Source organism: Kitasatospora sp. NPDC004614, assembly GCF_042873675.1.
In the GTDB taxonomy this organism is placed as follows: domain Bacteria; phylum Actinomycetota; class Actinomycetes; order Streptomycetales; family Streptomycetaceae; genus Kitasatospora.
Genome location: NZ_JBIALR010000023.1, coordinates 1 through 22,857, shown reverse-complemented (window position 1 = coordinate 22,857; position 22,857 = coordinate 1). Strand labels below are relative to the sequence as shown.

Genomic DNA, 22,857 nt, shown 5'->3' with positions numbered 1-22,857 from the left:
GCGACTTCGCAACTCGCTGCATGGCGACCGGGGTGTGGAACCACTCATGAGTTCGAATCTCGTATCCTCCGCCTTCGCCCGCCAGGGCAAACGAAAGGCCCCGACTCAGCTTAGGTTCAAGGGGTCGTCGCAACACCGCTTGGTTTCAGACGGTGAGTAGATCACGTAGACGCTCGGCTGGGGTATCCCAGCCGAGCGTCTTGCGTGGGCGGCCGTTGAGTTCCTGGGCGACGTGTTCGAGGTCTTCGGGACCGTGAACGCTCAGGTCGGTGCCCTTCGGGAAGTACTGCCGCAGCAGCCCGTTGGTGTTCTCGTTCGAGCCGCGCTGCCAGGGCGAGGCCGGGTCGCAGAAGTAGACGGGCATGTTGGTGGCCATGCTGAACTGCTTGTGGCCGGCCATCTCGGGGCCCTGGTCCCAGGTGAGGGAGCCGCGCAGGTGTTCGGGCAGGGTCTGGACGGCGCGGACGAGCCCGTCGCGAACGGTCTCGGCGTCGTGGGTCTCGCCCGGCAGGTGAACCAGCATGGTGTAGCGGGTGTTGCGCTCGACCAGGGTGGCGATCGCGGAGCGCCCGCCCGCGCCGACGATCAGGTCGCCTTCCCAGTGGCCCGGCACGGCCCGATCCTCGACGTCGGCGGGGCGGTCGCTGATCATCACCATCGGGTCGATGAACCGGGAAGTGCGCCGTTCGGGATTCCGGCGCGGTTTGCGGCGCGTGCGACCGGTGCGGACGGCCGCCTGGACCTCCCGCTTCAGGCCGCCGCGGGCCTGGAGATACAGCGTCTGGTAGATCGTTTCCACGCTCACCCACATGCTCTCGTCGCCGGGATGTTCCCTCCGCAGAGCGTGGCAGATCTGTTCGGGTGACCACCGCCTGCGCAGTCCGTCCTGGACGAAGTGCCGGAGTCGCCCCTCGCGCAGCAGCTTGCGGTCCTTGGGTCGGAGCCGGCGCGCCGCCGCCGCCCGGTGGGCCTGGTAGGGCCGGTAGCCCGCGACGCCCGAGTTCGCGTCGATCTCCCGCTTGACCGTGCTCGCGGGCCGCCCCAGGGCCCGTCCGATCGCCCTCAGCGACTGGCCCGCCGCGCGAAGATCGCGGATCTGCTCGCGCTCGACGAGCGTCAGGAACCGCGGGTGGAGCTGCTTCTCCAGGGCCCGCAAGCCGACCGGTGCTGTTGTCACACCGGACATGGTGACGGTGCCCGCCCGGTAGTCGACGCGGCGCCCCCCAGGGTAGGTGCGCGTGTGGCGGGTCTTCTTGACGCCCCGGTCCCAGTCCCTGGCCGTGCGCTCGTTCACGCCGGCCTGCCGGGCCGCAGCCCGGCGGGCGACACCGGTGGCCCGGAGCCGCTCGTACTCATCCCGTCCAGAGTGCCGGCGCGGCGGGCCCTCCGACTTCCGGCCGGCCTTCCGTACCCAGGTGAAGGCGGTGTTCCGGTTCACCCCGACCTCACCCGCTGCCACGGTCACGCTGCCTACGACATCCAGCCGCGCAAAGAACCGCTCCCGCACCGCAGCAAGATCACTACGTCCAACGCCCACGGTCCTCGCAACTCCCACAGATCACTGGTGTTGCGAGGACCGTTAGAACCCAAGCAGTGGTCGGGGCCTTCTTCGTGTTCCGGGCTCAGCTCGCAGTGGCGTGCTCGGGTTCGCCCACGGCCTGCAGCCTTCGTGCCCGCTTGGCCGCGGGGATGGTGAAGGCTGCTGCCGCGGCGAGCAGTGCGGTGACGGTCAGGAACCAGAAGGTGCTGGTGTAGCCGTTGTCGCGGGGGAACGGGTGGGTGGCCGTGATCCCGGAGGACAGGATGCCGGCCGCGACCGCGCTGCCGATCGCGCCGCCGATGGTGCGGATGTTGGCGTTCATGCCGCTGGCCGCGCCGGTCTGGGACGGCGGGACGGCTCGGCGGCAGCCTCGATGTGGCCGAAGTCCCGCTCGCCGTCCTCGCCGAACACCCCTCCTGCTCCACACCGCCGACGAGTCCGCCGAGTGGCGTGACTGGGTCGACCAGGCTGTCGAAGCGTTCGGCCTGACCGTGGCGACCCGCGTACGCGGGCACGGCCGCACCTCCGCGCTGGCCGCCGTCCAGGCACTGCGCCAGCCCGCCTTCGGCCTGGCCACCGTTCACCTGCCCGAGGGCCTCACCGCCCGTCCGCTGACAGACTCCGTCCCGCTCTACCCCTGGCACGCCGTCCGGAACACCACCACCACGAACCCCGCCGTCAACCAGGCCCTGGAACTCACCCACACCTACGCCCGAATCCACCACTGGCACCGCCCCCCGGCCACCGACTGGTGGCTCCCGCAGCCGGACCGCAACGCACTGCGAGCCACCGGCTGACCAGCAGTGGCTCCACAGCCCCCTTGGGCGGAGTGCCTGAATGACTCAGTCTGCGACAGGCCATTCGCCGCCGACCGTCGTCGAATTCGTCCAGCGCCTTCTGGAGTTCGGTGAGACGGTGGCGGATGCGCAGGGCGTCCGGCCAGGGAGACGAGGGCGGCGTCGGCGGCGCACGGTCCCGGGGCAGGGTGAGGGAGAAGAGCGATGAGGCGAACGGGCAGGTCGCTGTGATGACCGGGGGACAGAAGGCCGGTCGGCGTCGGGGCCGCGGTGCCGCGCTGACGTTCGTGGAGCACGTGGGCCCGAACGGGGTGCTCGTCCGCCGGGGATCGCGGCGCCACCGCAAGCACCAGGAGCCGGCCGCCGGATCGACGTGGTGGGCGCCCGCGGCGCGCGGATGGTGGATCGCCGTCCTGTTCGCCGTCGGGTCGTTGCTGTTCGCGGTCGGCTCGATCCCGGGGTACGCCAATGCGTTCGGGTCGTCGCGCGGCGACGCGATCACCTACTTCGTCGGTTCGCTGTTCTTCACCACGGCTTCGTTCCTCTGTTACCGGGAGGCAGTCGACGCCTCGTTACCGGCGCAGAATCCTCGCCGCCGACGCTTCTTCGTCGTCCAGCCCGGCCGGATCGACTGGTGGGCCACCGCGGTCCAACTTCTCGGGACCGTCTACTTCAACGTCAGCACCGCGCTCGCCATGGCCGACAACCTCTCCGCGCAGGCGGCACACCGGCATGTGTGGCGGCCCGACGCGATCGGCTCGGTCTGCTTCCTGGTGGCCAGCGCGCTCGCCTGGTACGAGGCCTGCCACGGGTGGCTGGCCTGGCGCCCCCGAACCTGGGCCTGGTGGATCACGCTGGTCAATCTGATCGGCTCCATCGCGTTCGGAGTCTCCGCCGTGGCCGGCTGGGTCAGCCCGGTGACCGGCCAGGTTCACAACCTCGACCGGGCGAACACGCAGACACTGATCGGCGCGGTGTGCTTCTTGATCGGCGCGGTGCTGCTGTTGCCCGAGCGCACCGAGGAAGCCGCCTGAGTGTCCGTACCCGTCTCAGGGTTGAACCATCTGGGGGCGCACGAGTAACAGCGCCGGGTGAACAGGACCTCGTCACGGACGGCCCGGCGGGCCGCCGCACGGCAACGCCGAGAGGATCGAACAATGCGCCTGAAGTGACGTGAACGGTGAAATGCCGCGAGAGAGAGGGTGTCCATGACCGGTACCAGCAGTCGAGCCGGACAGCCGGCCCGCCGGAGGATCACGAGTGGGCTCTCGAAAGTGTTCGCACTCAACCCGGCGGGCCTGAACTGGCCGCGGGCGGTGATGTTCCTCGATGTCGCGCTGGTGCCGCTGGTCGTCTTCTGGGCGATCGGGTACGAGCAGTACTTGCTCAGCGCGGTTTTCGGCCTGTTGCTCGCAGCGCTGGACGACCCGGGCGGCAGTTACCGGGGCCGGGTGTCGCACATCGCCGTCTTCGCCCTGATCGGTGCGGGGGTGACCGCGCTCGGGTTCGGCATCGGCGGGGACGCCTGGGGCTGGCTGGTGCTCGCGGCCTTCGTGGTCACCCTCGTGGCCGGCCTGGCGGTCGCGTACGGGACGCGAAGGTTCGTCACCGCCATGCTCCTCAACCTCTGGTTCATCATCACCCTCGGCGCCGCCTCCAGCTTCCATCAGCACGCGCGCATCACCAGCTACACCTGGGCCCAGACGGTTGCCTGGGCAGGTGGCTCGGCGTTGTGGATCGTCGTCACGTTCGCCGGATGGTTGATTCAGGGACGCGTGGACAGGCCCCAGCCGGTGACGGAATTCCCGGGCGACACCTCGCGCCGGAAACTGACGCGGCCGCTGATCATGTTCGCGGTGATCCGCGCCCTGGCCATCGCCGGCACTGTCGCGCTCGCCTTCGGGCTGGACCTGTCGCACGGCTACTGGATGCCGATCGCTGCCATGGTCGCGATGAAGCCGAATCTGGAGCAGGCCACGCTGGTCTCTGCGCAGCGGCTGACCGGCGCGTTGATCGGCGCGGTCGCGGCTGCGCTGCTGCTGTTGATTCCCACCAGCGAGCACGGGCTGCGATTCTTCGCCGTCCTACGCGGACTCGAAGTGGTCGCACTCGTACTGCTGGTGCACGGCGCGGCGATTCGCTTCTGGAACTACGCGCTCTACTGCGCGGCCATCGCCGCGGGCGTTCTCGTTCTGGTGGACCTCCCGCAGCCCTCCGACTACGCCGCCGAGGGCTACCGGGTGCTGTGGACGTTCTGCGGCGTCGGAATCAGCCTGCTCGTCATGCTGCTCGCGGGCCTGCTGGCCAAACGCACCCACAGAGCGACGTCCCGGTCGGCCGGTTGACGGGCGGCCGGGCGTGAAGGATCAAGGCGACTCGGCCGCCCTGAGCACAGGTGGTGGTGCGGCCGCCGCGCGGTTGAACAGGTAGGCGCAGAGGAAGACGCCGGTCACGACCAGCAGGGCGCCGGTGAGTTCGTAGAAGCCGGGCAGGCGGTGCTGCCACAGGAGGTTGAACACCACGCCGAAGACGGCCTCCATTCCGATGATCGGGCCCATGATCGTCGTGGGCAGGCGTTTCGTTGCCGCGCTCCAGAACCAGGTGGCGCACCAGGAGCCGAGGAGCGCCAGTGCGGCGCACCAGCCCAGGTACGGCCAGAAGGTGCCGGGGTCGGCGAATGGCGAGGGGCCGCTGCCGGATCGGGCCAGCGGGATCAGGAGGGTGGATCCGCAGAACGCACCGAGGCCGATGCTGGCGGTCCACACCGCGTTGTCGACGGGCACCTTGGCGCGCTTGAGGATGATTCCGTTGACGATGACGAAGTAGGCCCAGGCCAGGCAGGCCGCGAAGCCGAGGGCGATCCCGATCAGGATGTGGTTCGCGGAGCCGCCGGCCCGGTCGGCCGCGGAGCCGCGGTCGACCAGGAGCAGACCGCCGGAGACGATGAGGGTCGGCAGCAGGAGCCGTCGCCAACTCAGCGCCTTCTCGAAGACGTTGGAGGCCAGGGCGACCATCGCGGGGATCAGGCCCGTCAGGGTGGACGCGAGGACTCCGCCGCCGATCGTGGCGGACAGGGACAGCAGCAGGTAGAAGCCGATGTATCCGACCACGCCCAGGTGCATGGCCTTCAGGAAGCTCCGCGCCCCCATCCTCCGTGCCTTGCCGAGGTTGAGCGCCAGGACGGCCATCGACATCAGGCCGAAGACCGCGTACCTGCCCACCACCAGGTAGTAGATGTTGACCGGGGCGATGGCGGCGGGCCCGAGGAAGGTGAATCCCCACAGGGCGGTCGCGGCCAGTGCCGCCGGGAGGCCGATCGAGTAGTTGGGTGCCTTAACGGGAATCACCTGCGGGGGCCTTCGGCGGACGGTCGGTGAGCTGGTCGCCGATCGCCTGGATCCGGTCGACCAGGAATTCGATGTCGGCCACTGTCGTCCTGTGGTTGTTGTTGGCGACTCGGATGACGAACTTCCCGTCGATGACGGTGTGCGAGGGCATCGCCAAGCCACCGACCTGGAGCCGTGACAGTATCTCCCGGTTGACCCGGTCGAGTTGGTCCGCCTCGGCGTCCGGCCAGACGTAGCGCAGGCAGGCGATGTTCAGCAGGCTGCGGGATACGACCTCCAGACTGCTTGAGGCGTCGGCCAGTTGCGTCAGGTGGGAGATCTGCGCGATGTTGCCCGAGATCGCGTCGGCAAAGGCGTCGAGGCCGTGTGTCCTGAGCGCGAACCAGACCTTCAGTGCCCGGAAACGCCTGGACTGCTCGATGCTCCGGTCGGAGAACGCGACTTCGTACGCCGCGGGGCCGCGGTCGGTCCGGCTGATGTAGTCCGCGTTCGAGCTGAAGGCCGCTTCGAGGCCGTCCGGCCGGTTGACCAGGACGCAGCTGGCGTCGAACGGCAGATAGAGCCACTTGTGGAGATCGAAGACGAGCGAGTCCGCCTGGTTCAGGCATGCCAGCAGCCGTCGGTGGGTCGGCAGCAGATAGGCGAACGCGCCGAAGGCGCCGTCGAGATGGAGCCAGAGCCCCTCCTCGCGGGTGACGGCCACCAACTCTTCCAGGGGGTCGATGGCACCGGTGTTGACGGTGCCGACGTTTCCGACCACGCACAGCGGATGGAACCCCGCCTCGCGGTCGCGCCGGATCGCGTCGCGCAGCGCGGCCGGGTCGATCCTGAAGTCCCGGTCGACCGGAATCTGGCGGAAGAACTCCCGTCCGATTCCCAGGAGTTCGGCCGCCTTCTCGAACGAGTGGTGTGTCTCGACGGAGCCGTAGACGGTGAGCTGCGGACCGCCGAGGTTGCCGTGGCGACGGATGTCCCAACTCCCGCCGGCCTGGCGCGCGGCGGCGAGGGCGATGATCTGACCCATCGAACAGCCGCTGGTCAGCACCCCGGAGGCTTCGGCGGGCCAGTCGAAGGCCTGCTTGAGCCATTCGATCACCTGCCGCTCGACCAGCATCGCCGCGTTCTCGCCCGAACCGAGCGTGCAGTTGATGACGGAGGCGAGCAGATCGGCGTAGGCGGCGATGGGCACGCCGGAGCCGTTGGCCCAGCCCCAGAAGCGCGGATGGATGTTGCCGCGCGGATACGGCAGGATCGACTCGCAGAACTCCTCGTACACGGTGGCCATCGGCGTACCGCTGCGCGGCAGTTCGGTGTCGAGGGCCGTGCGGACCTTGTCGGGCACGGGCTGCCAGACCGGGCGGTCACGGACGCCCTCGAGGTAGTCGGCCATGTCGTCGATCATCCGCTTGCCGAGGTCCCGGAACTCCTGCCAGTCGGCGGGATCGAGGTTGCCCATCAGTGGTTTTCTCCCTCGATGAAGGCAGTGAAGCGTTCCGGGTGGTAGAGCGCGTGCATCGGGTGCGGCTCGCCGCGGAGCGAGGCGAGGACGGCGCGGCCGATCGCGGGCGCCTGGGCGAAACCGCCGGTGTTGTGGCCGCCGTTGATGATGAACAGGCGCTCGTTCACCGTGGTTTCGGCGTGGTAGAGGCCCAGTGAGGTCGCGGTCCAGGGGCGGACGCAGAACTTGAAAGCGTAGTTCTCGGCCGGGTCGGAGGATTCCGGCAGTTCGGCCCGGTCGGGGAACAGCCGCTCGATGGTGTCGCGGATGCCCTCCCGCATCGCCGCGAGCTGCCGTTCGTCGATGCCGTCCGTCGTGGTGCCGACGTACCCGTAGCCGGAGCCGACGATCAGGATCTCCTGGCCGTCGCTGTCCACGGCGACCGTGACGTTGGCGTCCTCGGTCACGTGTCCCTTGCGGGCGACCTTGAGCGAGTGCGTCAGGTCGATGCCCTTGTTGCTGATCCGGATCCAACCGCCCAGCACACCGTGGATCCGCCCCTCGCACGGAGATCCGGCGAGCAGTTCCTGTCCCTCGAATCCCGGCGAGGCCACGACGTGTGCGGTCTCGGGAACGGGCCGGTCGCAGGCGAATCCGGTGAGCCGCCCGGCGTCGTCCCGCCGTACGCCGCGGACCGGGGTGTTCCAGTGGAAGACGGCGCCCCGGGCTTCGAGCTGCGCGATGATCTTCCCGGCGAACTTGTGGACGTTCACCGTGAATCCGGGTACCAGCAGGCCACCGGCCAGCTCCCCGTCCTGGACGGGCCGGGCCAGACCGGGGAAGTCACGGGCGACCTCGGCAGGCGTCAACTCGCGGCGCACGGCGCCGATCCGGCGGTGGCGGGCCAGCGCGGCCTCGAGCCCGCGCGGGTCGGAGTAGAGCCGCAGGATGTCCTCGGCGAACACCGCGTCCTCGAAGAGGTCGGGGTGGTCGCCGCGTAACCGGTTCCAGCCGTGGAAGGCCTCCGCGGTGAAGGCGAAGATGTCCTCGTTGTAGGCCCGCGCGAGCCAGGCGGGAACGCGCTGGAACTCCTCGATCCAGGCCCGTTCCGAACTCGGCAGGGCGGAGCCGCTCTTGGCCAGCCAGCCGTTCTCGGTGACCGGTGCCCGGAACCAGGACGGGGCGCTGCCGTGGAAGTCCTGGTTGTTGTAGCTGTCCATCTCGGTGAAGGTGAACATCCGGGCATCGTCGCCCGCGTGGGTGCAGCCGTACTGCCGCCAGTCCTTGCTTCCGGGTGACGGGGACTTGTCGAGCACGGTGACGTGGTAGCCGTTGTCGGTCAGCTCCAGCGCGGTGACCAGGTTGACGATCCCGGCGCCGATCAGGACGACCTCACGGTTCTGCGGATCGCCGCCGACGGAAGGCCGGCCGAGGGCGAACTGCTGCTCGCAGTGTCGCAGAGCCGTGGCCAGGGCGTCCAAGCCGGTGTCGTTCTGCTGGAATTCGGTGATGCCGGGCAGCCGGGTCGCTCCCGGTATGCCGGTCACGTAGGAGAGGAACTTGGGGCCGGGAACGGACTCCGACCACAGGCGCAGTGCCGAGTCATCGGGCCGTCGAGGTGTGATCAGGGCATCGGCACCGTGCTGGATGGCGCAGTCGACCACCCGTTCGTCCGACGCGAGCGACAACTCCGGTGCGTGGACGATGTTTCCGGACTTCAGGAAGTCCGAACCCTCGAGCCCTGAAGTGACTGTGGCCATCAGGACCTTGGTCACGAGAAGAACCTTTCGTCGTTGGAGGGAAGAGACCACTTCTGCATGACAAGTCGGGGCCCGGAGTCGTCGATCGTGATGCCGGTGCCGATCCACCCGTCCTGGAAGGCGAGTTCCAGCTCTGTGGTGGACGCCAGAGCGACGGCCTGCGCCGGACCGGCGGCCTCGGGCCAGCCGGCCGGAGTGGACCGGTAGAACAGGAACCTGAGTTTTCCGCCGAACTTCTCCACCAGCCGGATCGGCCGGAAGCCCGTCTCGATCAGCGAACGGATCCCGTGCGGGTTGCGCGGTGAGCTGGTGGCGAAGAGATGGCGGACGTCGGTGGCCACCAGATCGGCCAGGGCCCGGGTGTTCAGCAGCCGGGCCAGTCGGTGTCCGCGCCAGTCGGGCAGGACGGCGATGGTGTCCCAGTGCGCGACCCGGTCGTACTCGGTGGCCGGGAGCGCGGTGTCCTTGGCGAGGTTGAACTCGCGATCACGCGGAAAATAGACCATCCGGTACGCGACCGTTTCGCCGTCGTGGGAGACGCCGTAGCAATGGCCGCCGTCCGCGAGGCAGTAGGAGATGAACTCCTCCGTGCTGGGCTGGAAAATCGTCTGGTCGGCCAGGGCCGCGCGGATGCGTTCCTGCAGATCGAGGATGAGCCCGAGATTCTCGGGGCCGAGCCGGTGGACCTCAAACATTCCGGCGCCCCGCAGCGGAGACGAAGGCGGAGATCAACGGGTCCGCACCGCCGGCCGGGTCCGGTGCCGCGGGCAGCTCCGGATGCCAGAGCACGCCCACCACCCAGCTGTCGCCCGTGAACTCGATGGCCTCGACGAGCGAGTCGTCGGAATGCGCGGTCGCCCGCCACCGCGGATCGGCCCGCTCGGGCATCGCCAGCCCTTGATGGTGGTAGGAGGTGACCAGCAGGGAGCGCTCCCCGTACGCCCGCGCCACCTCACCGCCGGCGACGAGATCGACCCGGTGCCGCGAGGATTCGGACACCGAGAGCCGGTGGGAGACGCTGCCGTCGGTCTCGTCGGGGATGTGCGGGATCAGCCGGTTCCCGGCCGCGACATGGAGGACCTGGCAGCCGCGGCAGATCCCGAGCGTCGGCATCCCGGCGTCGAGGGCCAACTCGACCAGCCGGAGCTCGAACGCGTCGCGCTCGGGGTGGTAGTCGTACCCCTCCTGCCGGGGCGTTCCGGCAGCGTGGGCGGGATCGATGTCCTCGCCGCCGGTGAGCAGCAGACCGTCCAGCGCGGACAGGATCGGTTCGCACAGCTTCTCGTCGCCGAACGGGATGATGATCGGCACACCGCCTGCGCGCGCGACCTGTTCGACGTATGCCTGGTGGACTGCGTGGCTCTGTACCGACCTGCGTAAGCGCGCGGTGATGCCGATTCTGGGTCGCACGACCCGCCCCCATGAGCTCGCATAAATGACTGAACACGGTCACGGGGGATGCTAGCTGACGCCGACTCGGCCGCACCAGATCAACCGGACGGCTTCCGGTGCCGGCCGCGCATCCCGCCCGGGACGTCCGGCGGAAGGGTAGTCAACCCGCCGTCCGGCCCGACGCGACGAAGCAGCGCAGTGCGCTCGGTGACGTCTGCGGCTCCGCCCGGGTCAGCTGCCGCCGCCCAGTCGCCGGGCCAGCACCCGGCCGCGTTCGGCCTGCACTGCTCCGGCCTTCCCGGCCGCGTAGCGGAGCAGGCCGAACGGGGCGTGCAGCCGCAGTCGATCGAGCACCAGGGAGCCGTCGGCGCCTCGGGCGGTGACGGCGAAGCGGTAGTCCATCCGCACACCACCCGGGCTGACCACCTCGCCGCTGACCGTCGCCTCGTCCGGCAGCCCGGCGTCGTCGATGCGCAGGGTGACCCGGATGACGTTGTCGTGCTGGATCAGTCCGAGGAACCGGAAGCGTTCAACGGCCACGTAGTGCGTGACCCCGTCCTCGTGCCGCACGTCCCGCACGTCCACGAGCAGCGGGGAGAGCCCGATGTAGTTCTTGGGATCTGCCAGATGGGCAAGCACGGCGGCGGGCGGCGCCGCGATGTCGTAGCTGTGGCTCAGTTCGGTGCTGGGCACGTCCACCCCCGTCCGGTCCGGGTCCGATGTTTCCGAGTCCGGCTCGTGGACCGGGAACGATCGGGCTCGGCAGTGTGCGATGCCCTGCAGGTTGTCACAGGCGTCGCGGCGGTCTCCGCAGGGAGCACCCGCCCCACGATCATCCTCGACCGCGTACGCGACACGCCAGTTGCGGTCCGGAGGCACCGCCCCGGGACAAGCCAACGGGCCGACGGCAGGCGCGCGTTCATTGGTGAGCCCTGATGTCAGGGCTTGGTGCCGACCGCTCCCGCCAGGGTGACCATGACCTCGACCGCCTCGTGGTCGGTGAGTCCTTGCTCGCGGCACAGGGAGCGCCAGGTCGAGAACGCCGCGGCGTGGCCGATCACCGCCCGGCGGGTCGGATTGTCGGTTTCCGGCCAGGCGACGGCCAGGACCTCGACGTAGTGCCTGGTGGTTTCCGCCCGGGCCTCGCGGATCGGCTCGGGTACGGCGTGCTGGTCGCGGATGACCAGGGTCAGCATCTGTTCGCCCGCGCGGTAGAAGCGGTAGATGTCGGCGAGGCCGGCCGCCAGGCGCTCGAGGGGGTTCTCGATCGCGCTCCATTCCTCGGGGCGGGGTGGCGTCTGCTGCGACAGCCAGTGTCCTGAGCAGGCCTCGAACAGCGCTGTCTCGTCCGGGAAGTGCCGGTAGACGGTCAGCCGGGTGACGCCGGCGCGCTCGGCGATCGCCGCGATGCTCGTCGATGCCGGGCCCGCGGTGCCGTGCAGTTCCACGGCGGCGTCGACGATGCGCCGGCGCGTCCGGTCCATGTCCTCGGCGCGTTTGCGCATCTCGTAGCCGCGTGATTTCGATGAACGCTGCTGTTCACTCAACTCTTGACGCTCCGGGGGTTCGCGGTGGAGACTCTTTTTTGGGAGAACACCAGTGTATCTCCAAAGTGTGTCGAGGAGTGATCGCCATGACTGGACCGCTGGCCCCGCCGCTCACCGTCCTTCGCCCGGGCGAAGGGGCCGAGGGCTTCCTCGGCTCCATCGGCGTCGCCTTCAAACTGTGGGGCGCCGACACCGGAGGGGCTGTCTCCGTGGTCGAGCACCCGTTCCCGGTCGGGGCGCTGGTGCCGCCGCACCTGCACACCCGGGAGGACGAGTACTCGATCGTCCTCGAGGGCGAGATCGGCTTCCGTTCCGGCGACCGCGAAGCCGTCCTGGGCTCCGGCGGCTACATCACCAAGCCGCGCGGGGAACTCCACACGATGTGGAACGCCGGCCCCGTCCCGGCCCGAATGATCGAGATCATCAGTCCGGCCGGATTCGAGCACTTCTTCCGCGAGCTGGCCGAAATGTTCGCCGACGGGCCGCCGCGGACGGAGGACGCGATCCCGGCGCTCGCCGCCAAGTACGGGCTCCGGTTCGGGCGGCCCGACTGGCTGCCCGACGTCATCTCGCGCTTCGGCCTGACGCCGCCGCCCGGCGTCTGACTCGTTCCGGCGTCTGACACGTTCCGGCGTCGCCGAGCCGGGCGCCGTCGATCGGGCGTCAGTCGGAGTGGCTCCAGGTCGCCATCTGGTCCCGGAAGGTCGGGCAGCTGACGATGTCCGACTGGCCGCACTGGAGGGCATGGGTCAGGAGTTGGTGGGCGTGGTCGAGATCGATCATGCGCTGCTCGATCTCGGCGACCTTGGCGCGGATCATCGCCTGCCGCCGCGGCTGGTCCTGCTGGAACTCTCTGACCTCGGCCAGGCTCAGGCCGGCTTGCTGGAACTTGCGCAGCAGCGTGATTCGCTCTGCGGCCTGTGGCGGATAGCGTCGCTGCCCGCTCTGGCGTTCGGGTGCGGGCAGCAGGCCGTGGCGTTCCCAGAACCGGATGGCCGACGCGGGGACACCGGTGATCTCGGCAAGTTGACCGATCGTCATGCGCATGCTCCGCCGATCCTCTCTCTCCGCCGTCGCGCCGGTCCGGCGCTTGACTTGAACCTTAGTTCAAGTCGCAGAGTGGGCGGCACGTGCAGCGGTGGCGAACCGGCCACCGCCGAAAGGGAATTGGGAGATGGAGAGAGATGGCAGACACGGCAGAGGTGAAGGACCGGGCTCACCAGCTCATTGAGGCTGCTCGACAGCTCTTTGTGGCGGGGGTGATGTCGTACTCCGGGCACGCCAACCTGAGCGTCAGGCTCGACGCCGACCGCTTCCTGCTGACCCCCGGCTTCGTCCGCGACCTGGAGCCCCACCAGTTGGCGACCGTCGGTCTCGACGGGCAGGTCCTGGAGGGAGAACTGCGGTCCGTCAGCGCCGAGATCATCACCATGCACAGCGTCGTCTACCGCGCTCGTCCGCAGGTGGGCGCGATCATCCACACCCACTCGCCCGCCGCGACGGCCTTCGCGGTGGCCCACCGGCCGCTGCCGTGCCGCACCGAACCGATGCTGCGCTTCGGACAGCCCGAGGACGTACCGGTGGTGCCCTGGGGGCCGCGCGGGTCGGACGTGTCGGTCCGGGGTATTGCCGAGGTCCTGGAACGGCGGCCGACGACAGCCGCAGTCCTGCTGGCCAACCACGGGCTGCTGGTGTTCGGCCCGGACGCGGTGGCGGCCGGCCACCTTGTGGTGGCGATCGAGGAGAGCGCACAGGCCGAGATCGCCGCGGCGGCGATCGGCGGGGCCGTGGACTTCCCCGAGGGCGCCCTGGAGGCTGTCCGGGCCTCGATCGCACGGGTCTCGTCATGACCGACCACACCTTCGCCGAGCGTTCCGAAGCCCTGCGGGCTCGTTACCGCACGACGCTCGGAGCCGTCCCGCGCGCAGTGGAGGACCGTCTGCGGGTGGCCCAGGCCTTCGGCCGGCTAACGACAGAGGAGGCGTTCACGACCCTGCGCCACATCGTCCTGGCCGACAGCCCACTCGGCGGTCGTGTGCAACAGCTGGTCCACTTCGGGCAGTTGCTGGCTCTCGGCCGACCCGAACCGGCCCGGATCCACGCCCGGGGAGCACTCCACGCGGGCGCCGGAATCGCCGACCTCATCGGAGTCGCCGAGACCGCGCTCATCACCTCGGGCACGCCGGCCTACGCGCTCGGTATCGAGATCGTCGTCGAACTCTTGCAGGAGGAGGGCGAGGGTGAGGGCGGCCAGGTCGTGCCGGGCCTCGTCTGATTTGCTAGTACCTCTCTGAACGGAGCACCACCACATGACACTTGTGCACCTGCACCCCGCCGTCGCCGAGGCCTTTCCCGGCGTTCGGATCGCGCTCATCACCGCGCGCGGCATTCGTGGGACGGAGCCGTGGCCCGGCACCGTCGCTGCGCTGGAGAGGTTGGAGGGTGAACTCGCCGGTGGTGACTGGCAGCCGGCCGGTGAGGGGGATGCGCGGATCGACGTCTGGCATGCCGCGTACCGGGCGTTCGGGACCAATCCGCGGCGGATTCGGCCGAGTGTGGATGCGCTGGGGCGGCGGATGGCCAAGCAGGGGGTGCTGCCTCGGATCAACCCCGCCGTGGACTCGTACAACGTGGTGTCCGTCCGGCACGGGCTGCCGGCGGGGGCGTTCGACCTGGCGGCGGTGGAGGGCGAGGTGGTGATCGGATTCGCCGACGGGAGCGAGGAGTTCACGCCGCTCGGGGAGCCGGAGACGGTGGAGCGGCCGAAGGCCGGTGAGGTGATCTACCGGGATGCGGCGGGCGTCCTCACGCGCCACTGGAACCACCGCGACGCGCACCGCACCCGGGTCACGGAGCACGCGGTCGACGCGGTGTTCATGCTGGAGACGCTGCAGCCGGACGGGGAGCAGTTGGTGCTGGCGGCAACGGAGTTGGAGGAGCTGGTGGCGGCGCACAGTGCGGCGGTGACGGTGCGGTACCTCGACCCGGGGGTGGCCCGGGTCGAGGTCTGAGGCGTCGGCAGGCGGCGTCAGCGGGCGGTCAAGGCGGCTGCCCGCTCCGGGTGTTGGTCCCGCCAGGTCTCCAGGGCGTGCTGGACGGCTTCGGCGACGCAGGTTCGGACCGGGGTGTTGCCGAGGACGTCGCGGCAGGCGCCTTCGAACTCGGGTGTGTCCAGCTTCACCGAGATGATCGCCGTCAGCCGGGCGTCGGCGCCGAGTACGGCCGTCACGGCGTCGCGGAAGCCCTCCAGGTGGGTGCCGCCGCGGGTGCGACGGGAGTTGGCGAACTGCGCGATCCGCGGCTCGCCGTCGCCGGCCGGGGCGAGGGCGATCTCCATCGACCCGCCCATGCGGTCGTCCTCGCGTTCGACGACGATCGCCTCGGCCGGGTCGGTGTCGAGGTGGGCGAGGAACTCCCGGGCGCCGTCCGGGGCGTGGAAGCGTTCGGTGTGCGGTGCGTCGCCGCGTTCGTCGGTCAGGATCAGGTCCAAGGCACGGTTCACTGCCGCGAGTTCGCGGAATCGCGCGGCCAGGGCGGAGCGGTCGAACACCACCGTCTCGAAGATCGTCGGGTCGGGCCGGAGGGTGATGGTGGTGGAGGCGCCCTCGGCCGGGCCGGTCGGGTGGGGCGGGGTGGTCTGCTCGCCGCAGGCGTACTCCTGGTGGATCGTCACCCCGTCGCGCTGTTCCTCCGCCATCAGCCGGTCGCTGAGCGCGTTGACCACGAACAGGCCGACTCCGAACGAGCCGGCGAGGCAACCGGTCCAGTTCCGGGGAGCAAGTGCCATCGTCGTCAACTGCCGTTCCAAGCTTGACGCGTAGCGGCCGTCGTGGGTGACCCGCACGCTTCCGTCGGCCAGCAGGACGACCTCCACCCGGTGTGCGTTCCCTCGCAGTACCTCGTCGATGGCCAACCCCACCACTTCGTGCACCAGGTTGTGCAGGCCCCGTTCGCCGGTCGAGCCGATGTACATCCCGGGCCGTTTCCGGACGGCCTCCACGCCCTCCAGCACCACGATCTGACTGGCGTCGTACGCATGCGTCACGGTGTCCCCTCCGATGTGCTCAGGCAGTGCCCCAACCCTAGGGGAAATCCGGGAAAACGCCAGGTCAGGGGTGGTGTGGCGAAGGCTCGCAAGCGGCGCTGAAGGGGGGTTCGGCGGGGTCCCGCCGCCACGGTCGCGGGTGGGGGCGGGAGGGGCGTGCGGGTGTCGCGGAGGGCGGGGAAGGGGTGTTTTCGGGCGGGCGCGGCGCGGCGAATTCGAGGAATTTTTCGGCGGCGCCGGGCCGTCAGGTGAAGGCCTCCACCCGGACGCCCGCCGTGGCGAGCGCGCCCCTTACCCGCCAGGCGAGTTGTGCGGCGCCGGGGGTGTCGCCGTGGACGCAGAGCGAGCGGGCCTGGACGGCGATGGGCTCGCCGCCGACGGCGGTGACGGTGCCGTCGCGGGCGATGCCGACGGCGCGGGAGATGACGGCCTCGGGGTCGTGGACGACGGCGTCGGGGTCGCGGCGCGGGACGAGGGTGCCGGCCCAGGTGTAGGCGCGGTCGGCGAACGCCTCGGTGACGACGGGGAGGCCCACGCCCTCGGCGACGGCCAGCAGGCGGGAGCCGGGCAGGCCGAGCAGCGGCAGCGGGCCGTCGCAGATCGCGCCGGAGCGCAGGACGCCCGAAACCACCGCCTCCGCCTGCTCGTTGTCGTGGACGACCCGGTTGTAGAGGGCGCCGTGCGGCTTGACGTACGACACCCGGGAGCCGGCGGCGCGGGCGAACACCTGGAGGGCGCCGATCTGGTACGCGATCTCGTCGGCGAGTTCCTCCGGCGGGACGTCCATCGCGCGGCGGCCGAACCCGGCGAGGTCGCGGTAGGAGACCTGGGCGCCGATCCGCACCCCGCGTTCGGCGGCCAGGGCGCAGACCCGGCGCATGGTGGACGGGTCACCGGCGTGGAAGCCGCAGGCGACGTTGGCGCTGGTGACCACGGACAGCAGGGCCTCGTCGTCGGTGAGGCTCCAGCGGCCGAAGCCCTCGCCGAGGTCCGCATTGAGATCGATCGCCGTTTCGGCCACTTCGCCTCGTCCGCCCTTTCCCGCACGGTCCGACCCGGGGCCCCGGGTGTCCGCTCCTGGGGGTGATCGTAGGGCCTGACCGTTTCGGCGGTGGTGGCTGCCGGGCTTCGGGTGACAGGTTTTACCCGGCAGTTCCCGGGCCGTGCCGCGCTCGCCACCCACTCGGGTGCAACGCGGTCGGGGGAGCGTTCGGCGGCGCGAATTGACGCCCGGGTCGGCGGAACGAACAGGGCCGGAGCGTCAGTCGCGCGGCCAGGGGCGGCCCTGGATCTTCTCGATGTCGCGGTTGAAGCGTTCCAGTACCTCGGCGAAGCCGGCGAGGTCCTCGGCCGTCCACTCGTCGACCACCTTGGCCAGCCCTCGGATGGTCCAGTCGCGGTCGCGGTGGAGGCGGCGCAGCCCCTCCTCGGTGATGCGCAGCTTGCGGGCCATCCCGCCGTCCGGGTCGGGGATCCGGTCGACCAGGCCGGAGCGCAGCATGGCGGCGGTCTGCCGGTTGACGGTCGAAGTGTCCAGGCCGAACGCCTCGGCGAGCTGGCCGATGGTGAGCGGGCCCTCGGTCTCGATCCGGCTGAGCAGGGTGTACGCGCTGCGGTCGAGGCTGTCCGGGCTGCCGGAGGTGCGGGTGGTGGCGAGTACCTGGTGGCGGTTGAGCAGCATCATTTCCCGCTCGATCAGGGCGAGTTCCTTGGTGTGCGGCATGCTCCTCCGTCCGGTGCGTCGCTCTTTGGCAGCATATCCCGCATGGGTCTATGTGTATGGTACACATGATGTGCATCATGCATATGAAGCAGTCGGAGTAACCGAAGAGATGAGAAGAACCCCATGAGTCAGGCACGCACCGGCCCCGTCGTCGGAGTGCTCGCCGGCGCGGGCATCGTGGTCTCGCTGATGCAGACCCTGGTCGTCCCGCTGATCCCCCAACTGCCGGACCTGCTCCACACCTCCGCCGCCAACGCGTCCTGGGCGATCACCGCCACCCTGCTGGCCGGTGCCGTCGCCACCCCGGTGCTCGGCCGACTCGGCGACATGTACGGCAAGCGCAAGGTGCTGCTGATCAGCCTCACCCTGCTCGTCATCGGCTCGCTGATCTGCGGCTTCAGCAACGCGCTCGCGCCGATGGTGATCGGCCGCGCCCTGCAGGGCATCGGCGCCGGCGTCATCCCGCTCGGCATCAGCATCATGCGCGACGAACTGCCGCCGCAGAAGCTCGGCTCGTCCATGGCGCTGATGAGCTCCTCGCTCGGCATCGGCGGCGCGTTCGGCCTGCCGCTGTCCGCCGTCATCGCCCAGCACGCCAGCTGGCACGCCCTGTTCTGGATCTCCGCCGCGCTCGGCGTGCTGATCGCCGGCGCCGTCGTCGCGCTCGTCCCCGAATCCCCGGTGCGCTCCGGCGGACGCTTCGACGTGGTCGGCGCGATCGGCCTCGCCATCGGCCTGGTCGCCCTGCTGCTCGCCGTCTCCAAGGGCAGCGACTGGGGCTGGGCGTCCGGCACCACCCTCGGCATGTTCGCCGTCGCGGCCGTCGTGCTCCCCGTCTGGGGCTGGTGGGAACTGCGCACCGAACAGCCGCTGGTCGACCTGCGCACCAGCGCCCGCCGCCAGGTGCTGATGACCAACCTCGCCTCCGTGGTGATCGGCTTCGCGATGTACGCGATGAGCCTGGTCTCCCCGCAGCTGCTTCAGCTGCCCACCAGCACCGGCTACGGCCTCGGCCAGTCGATGGTCGCCGCCGGCCTGTGGATGGCGCCCGCCGGCCTGGTGATGATGCTGCTGTCGCCGATCTCCGCGAAGCTCTCGCGGGCCAAGGGGCCCAAGGTCTCGCTGCTGGTCGGCGCCGTGATCATCACCGCGGGTTACCTCGCCGCGCTCGGACTGATGGGCCACGCCTGGGGCGTCCTGGTGTTCTCCTGCCTGATCAGCGGCGGCATCGCGTTCGCATACGCGGCCATGCCCGCGCTGATCATGGGGGCCGTGCCGGCCTCGGAGACCGCCGCCGCGAACGGGCTCAACGCACTGATGCGGTCGATCGGTACGTCCACGTCGTCCGCCGTCATCGGTGTGGTGCTGGCGCACATGACGACCAACTTCCACGGGCGCACGCTGCCGTCGGAGGGTGGCTTCCGGACCGCGTTCCTGATCGGCGCCGGGGCGGCCGTGCTGGCCGCGCTGGTGACGCTCGCGATACCCGGCGTGCGCCGGGCGGCCGGGCTGCGGGTTGTGCCCAGCGAAGAGGCGCCTGCGGTCGCTGCGAAGTAGTTTGCGGCGACGAGCGCAGGCCGGTTCGCAAGGTCGCGAGCACGTGCAAGTCATTGTCGTGGTCGCGATCTTGCTGACGGGTGCGTTCCCCTTCGCGCAGTCCCACGCGCCCCTGGTTGTGCTCTCCCTGGTTTCGCACCCTCCCGGTCTATCTCCGCAGTAGGGTGCGCGGATGGTGACCCATGAGCGTGAGATCAAGGAACCTGTCGATCTGTGCCTCCCCGGCGGGGAGCTCAACCCCGGGGCGGTGGGCTGGTCGCGGACCCCGCTGCATCGGGGGAATCTGCGGGGGTGGGGGCGGACCAAGCGGTTCGAGTACTGGTGTGTGACCACGCCGACGCACCTGGTCGCGTTGACCGTCAGCGACCTGGACTTCCTCACGCTGGACGCCGTCCACTTCCTCGCCTGGGACGAGCACGGCGTGCTGGAGGACCACGAACGCACCGCGCTCGCCCCCGGTGTGCCGCTGCGCCGCACGGCGATGCCGGAGGGCATCGCGGGTTCCGGCGGGCCGTACGGGGCGGATCTCACGGTCGGCCCGGAGCGTCCCAGTCGTCGCCAGGTCCGGGTGGCGATCCGTCACGAGCCGGGCGGCACACGGCTGTTGGCCCGGGCGCTCACCGCCGATCTGCGGACGCTCGAGGTGGATCTGCTGGTGGCGATGCCCGACGGCCACGAGACGATGTCGGTGGTCGTTCCCTGGGACGGGAAGCGCTTTCAGTACACCTCGAAGCACACCGCCCGCCCGGCCACCGGCACAGTGCGGCTCGGGGGTCGCACGTACGCGTTCGACGAGGACGCGTGGGGCGTGCTCGACCACGGGCGGGGGCGCTGGCCGCGGTCTCTCGGGTGGAACTGGGGTGCCGCGTCCGGCCGGACCGACGGGCATGTGGTCGGGCTTCAGTTCGGCGGGCAGTGGACGGTCGGGACGGGATCGACCGAGAACGCGCTCTGTGTGGACGGCCGGCTCAGCAAGATCGGCACCGAACTCGAGTGGCAGTACGACCCGGCCGACCTGCTCGCCCCGTGGCGGATCAGCACTCCCGGCAGCGACCAGGTCGAGCTGACGTTCACGCCCTTCCACGACCGGCGCGTCCGCACCGAGGCAGGGCTGCTCGCCAACCGGACCGACCAGTGCTTCGGCCACTACCGGGGGAGCATCCGCACCGACGATGGCCAGCGGGTCGCGGTGGACGGCCTGTTGGGGTGGGCGGAGGACGTTCGAATGCGCTGGTGAGGACCGGAAAAATAGGTGTCCGAGGAGTGGGCACGGGTGATAGACATCCGCGGTGGAAAACGTGACTGACTTCTCCGGCCCCGCCTTCGCCGATGTGCTGCGCCTGATCGACGACCGTGCGGCGGCGTTCCGCGCCGCGATCGCCGCCGCGCCGTCGCTCGACGCGCCGGTGCCGTCCTGCCCCGAGTGGACGCTGCGCGACCTCGCCCAGCACATCGGTGTGGGCCGCCGGGCCTGGGCCGCCACCGTCCTCGCCGGGCCGGACGCCACCGGCAAGGCCGACCCGGTGGGCGAGGCGACCGCGCCCGAGGAGCGGGAGGCGCTGGTCGGCTGGCTCGCCGAGTCCGCCGAGCTGCTGCTGGACGCGCTGCGCGAGGTCGGCCCGGACCGCGGCTGCTGGGGCTGGTGGGGCAAGTCGCAGACGCCGCTGACCACCGGCGCCGCGGCCCGGCGCCAGCTGCACGAGATCGCCGTGCACACCTGGGACGCGCAGCTCGCCGCGGGCGCGGCCGAGCCGCTGCCGGACGTGGTCGCGGCCGACGGCGTGGAGGAGTTCCTCCGCACCATATGCACCACGACGGAGGCCTGGCCGCACGAGCCCGCCACCGCCGACTACTTCGCGCTCGAGGGGCGCTCCTGGCGCAACCAGGTGTCCGCCGACGGCGCCGTGCTCGTTCCCGTTCCCGAGGGCGAGATCGGCACCGCGACCGCAGAGGGCTCGGCGAGCGACATCGTGCTCGTGCTCTACGGCCGGCTCCCGCTGGACGACCTGAAGCTCTCCGGCGAACGCCGGGTCTTCGACCAGCTGGTGGAGTGGGACCCGGAGCGCTGATGCCCGACGGCCCGCCCCCCACGTCACGCGGAGGGCGGGCCGACGGTTGCCGTCAGCCCTTCGACCGGACAGGCCTAGTCGCGGAGGGCGGCCCAGCCCGTGTCCGGGGCGGTGTCGAGCAGGGTCTCGCGGTGGATCGTTGCCATGAACGGGTGCTCCTCGCAGCGGAGTTGGTGGTCAGCTCGCGGCGGGGACCAGGCAGAACGGGTGGCCCTCGGGGTCGGTGAGGACCACCCATTCGCCGTCGCCGGGCTGGAACTCGGGGCGGGCGGCGCCGAGTTCGAGCAGTTCGGTGACGGCGCGGTCGAGGCCGGTGACGGTGAAGTCGAGGTGCAGGTACTTGGCGCCCTCGGGCCATTCCGGGGCGTGGTAGCCCGGGACGTGGACGAAGGCCAGTCCGGGACCGTCGGGGCCGGCCGAGAGGGCGGCGAACTCCGGGCCGTTGTCGGTGAGTTCCCAGCCGGTGGCGTGGCGGTAGAAGGCGGCGAGCGCCATCGGGTCGGCGCAGTCGATCGAGATGGTGGCGAGCTTGGTGAGGGCGGACATCGGGAGACTCCTCGGGGAAGGGACGAAGCCACTGCGGCTCCGGTGACGAGCCTCGCCCACCCCGTCCGTCCGAGTCTTGAAGATCCTTGCGGGCGACGGTCGTTGTCAGTACCGGCGGGTACGGTGCGGCAGTGCTCTCCCTCCAACCCGTCGCGGCCGGGCCCGACTTCGACATCAGCGCCGTCGCCTGCCGCAGCGACCACACCAGGTGGTCGCCGCCCGAGGTGCACGGCGGGCACCGGGTGGTGCTGGTCCGGCGCGGCCGGTTCCGGCGCCGGACCGACGGGACGGGAGCCGACCTCGACCCGAGCCTCGGCTACCTGGGCGTCCCCGGCGAGGAGGAGTCGTTCGCGCACCCGGCGGGCGGCGACGACTGCACGGCGATCAGCGTCACCCCCGCGCTCTGGCACGCAACGGCGGGGGAGACCCGCGCGGGCGCGTTCTACGTAGACCCGCCGCTCGACCTCGCGCACCGGCGGGTGCTGCTCGCCGCCCGCTCGGGTGACGTCGACTTCGCCGTCACCGAACAGCTGCTCGCCCTGCTGGCGAACGCCGTCACCCGGACGGCGACCGGGCCGGCGCCCTGCACGGACAGCCGGCCGGCCGCCGCGAAGGACCGGGCGCTGGTCGCGGCCGCCCGGGAGGCGATCGCCGCCGACCACCCGGCGTCCGGCACGCTGCTCGGACTGGCCGAGCTGCTCGGCGCGTCCCCGTACCGGCTGAGCCGGGCGTTCCCGCGCGAGCTCGGCGTCACCGTCACCCACTACCGCCACCGGGTCCGCCTGGCCCGCGCGCTCGACCGCCTGGAGGCCGGCGAGACCAGCCTCGGCACCCTCGCCGCCGACCTCGGCTACGCCGACCAGGCACACCTCACCCGCACCGCCCGCCACCACCTCGGCCACACCCCGACCGCGCTGCGCCGCCTGCTGGCGGCGCCGCGTACGGGCTAGGCCTGGTCGGTGTCGTCCGGGTGGAGGGCGATGTGGTCCGCGGCGAGGTCTGCGGCGACCCGGTGTTCCATGCCGAGGGCGGCGAGGAACTTGGCGGGGAGCTGGACGCGGCCGGTGCGGTCGAGCATGACGTATTCGCGTTCGCT

At 70.5% G+C, this 22,857-nt stretch carries 25 protein-coding genes; 11 read left to right on the top strand and 14 right to left on the bottom strand.

The window, feature by feature from the left end; all coding sequences use genetic code 11:
- Window positions 1-145: 145 nt before the first annotated feature.
- Both ACFYST_RS31895 and ACFYST_RS31890 read right to left on the bottom strand, forming a co-directional pair.
- On the bottom strand, window positions 146-1,186 hold the full coding sequence (locus ACFYST_RS31895; RefSeq protein ID WP_387867585.1) for an IS30 family transposase: 1,041 nt from the start codon (window positions 1,184-1,186) through the stop codon (window positions 146-148).
- Window positions 1,187-1,622: 436 nt separating this feature from the next.
- Complete coding sequence (locus ACFYST_RS31890; RefSeq protein ID WP_387867418.1) at window positions 1,623-1,862, bottom strand: hypothetical protein; 240 nt, start codon at window positions 1,860-1,862, stop codon at window positions 1,623-1,625.
- A gap of 169 nt (window positions 1,863-2,031) precedes the next feature.
- Between ACFYST_RS31890 and ACFYST_RS31885 the strand changes: the two genes are divergently transcribed.
- From ACFYST_RS31885 to ACFYST_RS31875, 3 genes are all read left to right on the top strand, one after another.
- Window positions 2,032-2,337, top strand: coding sequence for a hypothetical protein (locus ACFYST_RS31885; protein ID WP_387867416.1), 306 nt, complete (start codon window positions 2,032-2,034; stop codon window positions 2,335-2,337).
- Between the two features lie 230 nt (window positions 2,338-2,567).
- A complete protein-coding gene (locus tag ACFYST_RS31880; protein ID WP_387867414.1) occupies window positions 2,568-3,371 on the top strand; it encodes a hypothetical protein in 804 nt (267 codons plus the stop codon).
- Window positions 3,372-3,545: 174 nt separating this feature from the next.
- On the top strand, window positions 3,546-4,682 hold the full coding sequence (locus ACFYST_RS31875) for an FUSC family protein (RefSeq protein ID WP_387867412.1): 1,137 nt from the start codon (window positions 3,546-3,548) through the stop codon (window positions 4,680-4,682).
- A 21-nt stretch (window positions 4,683-4,703) separates the two neighbouring features.
- Here ACFYST_RS31875 and ACFYST_RS31870 read toward each other — a convergent pair whose 3' ends face one another.
- From ACFYST_RS31870 to ACFYST_RS31840, 7 genes are all read right to left on the bottom strand, one after another.
- Window positions 4,704-5,684 (bottom strand): DMT family transporter, encoded by a 981-nt coding sequence (locus ACFYST_RS31870; RefSeq protein WP_387648423.1) that lies wholly within the window; start codon window positions 5,682-5,684, stop codon window positions 4,704-4,706.
- Window positions 5,671-7,140, bottom strand: coding sequence for a pyridoxal phosphate-dependent decarboxylase family protein (locus ACFYST_RS31865; protein WP_387867410.1), 1,470 nt, complete (start codon window positions 7,138-7,140; stop codon window positions 5,671-5,673). Before ACFYST_RS31865 ends, ACFYST_RS31870 begins: the two co-directional genes overlap by 14 nt.
- Entirely contained in the window at window positions 7,140-8,897 is a 1,758-nt protein-coding gene (locus ACFYST_RS31860) for an NAD(P)/FAD-dependent oxidoreductase (protein WP_387867407.1), read from the bottom strand. Before ACFYST_RS31860 ends, ACFYST_RS31865 begins: the two co-directional genes overlap by 1 nt.
- Window positions 8,894-9,577 carry a GNAT family N-acetyltransferase gene (locus ACFYST_RS31855; RefSeq protein WP_387867405.1) on the bottom strand — a complete coding sequence of 228 codons (684 nt, stop codon included), beginning with the start codon at window positions 9,575-9,577 and terminating at the stop codon, window positions 8,894-8,896. The genes ACFYST_RS31860 and ACFYST_RS31855 overlap by 4 nt, the downstream gene beginning before the upstream one ends.
- Window positions 9,570-10,292: a gamma-glutamyl-gamma-aminobutyrate hydrolase family protein gene (locus tag ACFYST_RS31850; protein WP_387867403.1), complete on the bottom strand. Its 723-nt coding sequence runs from the start codon at window positions 10,290-10,292 to the stop codon at window positions 9,570-9,572. The genes ACFYST_RS31855 and ACFYST_RS31850 overlap by 8 nt, the downstream gene beginning before the upstream one ends.
- A 213-nt stretch (window positions 10,293-10,505) precedes the next feature.
- Window positions 10,506-10,967 (bottom strand): SRPBCC family protein, encoded by a 462-nt coding sequence (locus tag ACFYST_RS31845; RefSeq protein ID WP_387867400.1) that lies wholly within the window; start codon window positions 10,965-10,967, stop codon window positions 10,506-10,508.
- Window positions 10,968-11,212: 245 nt separating this feature from the next.
- Entirely contained in the window at window positions 11,213-11,821 is a 609-nt protein-coding gene (locus ACFYST_RS31840) for a TetR/AcrR family transcriptional regulator (protein ID WP_387867397.1), read from the bottom strand.
- Between the two features lie 86 nt (window positions 11,822-11,907).
- On the opposite strand from ACFYST_RS31840, the gene ACFYST_RS31835 reads away from it, so the two are divergent.
- Entirely contained in the window at window positions 11,908-12,426 is a 519-nt protein-coding gene (locus tag ACFYST_RS31835) for a cupin domain-containing protein (protein WP_387867395.1), read from the top strand.
- Window positions 12,427-12,484: 58 nt separating this feature from the next.
- On the opposite strand, the gene ACFYST_RS31830 is transcribed toward ACFYST_RS31835, so the two are convergent.
- Window positions 12,485-12,862 carry a MerR family transcriptional regulator gene (locus tag ACFYST_RS31830; RefSeq protein WP_387867393.1) on the bottom strand — a complete coding sequence of 126 codons (378 nt, stop codon included), beginning with the start codon at window positions 12,860-12,862 and terminating at the stop codon, window positions 12,485-12,487.
- Window positions 12,863-13,005: 143 nt separating this feature from the next.
- On the opposite strand from ACFYST_RS31830, the gene ACFYST_RS31825 reads away from it, so the two are divergent.
- Genes ACFYST_RS31825 through ACFYST_RS31815 form a run of 3 tightly spaced genes read left to right on the top strand, consistent with a single transcriptional unit; the run spans window position 13,006 to window position 14,832 of the window.
- Entirely contained in the window at window positions 13,006-13,671 is a 666-nt protein-coding gene (locus ACFYST_RS31825) for a class II aldolase/adducin family protein (protein WP_387867390.1), read from the top strand.
- Window positions 13,668-14,096 (top strand): carboxymuconolactone decarboxylase family protein, encoded by a 429-nt coding sequence (locus tag ACFYST_RS31820; protein WP_387648398.1) that lies wholly within the window; start codon window positions 13,668-13,670, stop codon window positions 14,094-14,096. Before ACFYST_RS31825 ends, ACFYST_RS31820 begins: the two co-directional genes overlap by 4 nt.
- 34 nt (window positions 14,097-14,130) lie before the next feature.
- Entirely contained in the window at window positions 14,131-14,832 is a 702-nt protein-coding gene (locus ACFYST_RS31815; RefSeq protein ID WP_387867387.1) for a B3/4 domain-containing protein, read from the top strand.
- 17 nt (window positions 14,833-14,849) lie between these two features.
- Here the strand turns inward: ACFYST_RS31815 and ACFYST_RS31810 are convergent, their stop codons facing one another.
- From ACFYST_RS31810 to ACFYST_RS31800, 3 genes are all read right to left on the bottom strand, one after another.
- Window positions 14,850-15,866, bottom strand: coding sequence for a DNA gyrase subunit B (locus tag ACFYST_RS31810; RefSeq protein ID WP_387867384.1), 1,017 nt, complete (start codon window positions 15,864-15,866; stop codon window positions 14,850-14,852).
- A 244-nt stretch (window positions 15,867-16,110) separates the two neighbouring features.
- A complete protein-coding gene (locus ACFYST_RS31805) occupies window positions 16,111-16,887 on the bottom strand; it encodes a LamB/YcsF family protein (RefSeq protein WP_387648392.1) in 777 nt (258 codons plus the stop codon).
- A gap of 240 nt (window positions 16,888-17,127) precedes the next feature.
- Window positions 17,128-17,589, bottom strand: coding sequence for a MarR family winged helix-turn-helix transcriptional regulator (locus ACFYST_RS31800; RefSeq protein WP_387867382.1), 462 nt, complete (start codon window positions 17,587-17,589; stop codon window positions 17,128-17,130).
- 123 nt (window positions 17,590-17,712) lie between these two features.
- On the opposite strand from ACFYST_RS31800, the gene ACFYST_RS31795 reads away from it, so the two are divergent.
- From ACFYST_RS31795 to ACFYST_RS31785, 3 genes are all read left to right on the top strand, one after another.
- On the top strand, window positions 17,713-19,146 hold the full coding sequence (locus ACFYST_RS31795) for an MFS transporter (protein WP_387867380.1): 1,434 nt from the start codon (window positions 17,713-17,715) through the stop codon (window positions 19,144-19,146).
- A 172-nt stretch (window positions 19,147-19,318) separates the two neighbouring features.
- On the top strand, window positions 19,319-20,383 hold the full coding sequence (locus tag ACFYST_RS31790) for a DUF2804 domain-containing protein (protein ID WP_387867378.1): 1,065 nt from the start codon (window positions 19,319-19,321) through the stop codon (window positions 20,381-20,383).
- Between the two features lie 61 nt (window positions 20,384-20,444).
- On the top strand, window positions 20,445-21,215 hold the full coding sequence (locus ACFYST_RS31785) for a maleylpyruvate isomerase family mycothiol-dependent enzyme (RefSeq protein WP_387867376.1): 771 nt from the start codon (window positions 20,445-20,447) through the stop codon (window positions 21,213-21,215).
- Between the two features lie 177 nt (window positions 21,216-21,392).
- On the opposite strand, the gene ACFYST_RS31780 is transcribed toward ACFYST_RS31785, so the two are convergent.
- Window positions 21,393-21,761, bottom strand: coding sequence for a VOC family protein (locus tag ACFYST_RS31780; protein WP_387648377.1), 369 nt, complete (start codon window positions 21,759-21,761; stop codon window positions 21,393-21,395).
- 131 nt (window positions 21,762-21,892) lie between these two features.
- Between ACFYST_RS31780 and ACFYST_RS31775 the strand changes: the two genes are divergently transcribed.
- On the top strand, window positions 21,893-22,711 hold the full coding sequence (locus ACFYST_RS31775; RefSeq protein WP_387867373.1) for a helix-turn-helix domain-containing protein: 819 nt from the start codon (window positions 21,893-21,895) through the stop codon (window positions 22,709-22,711).
- Window positions 22,712-22,857: the final 146 nt, after the last annotated feature.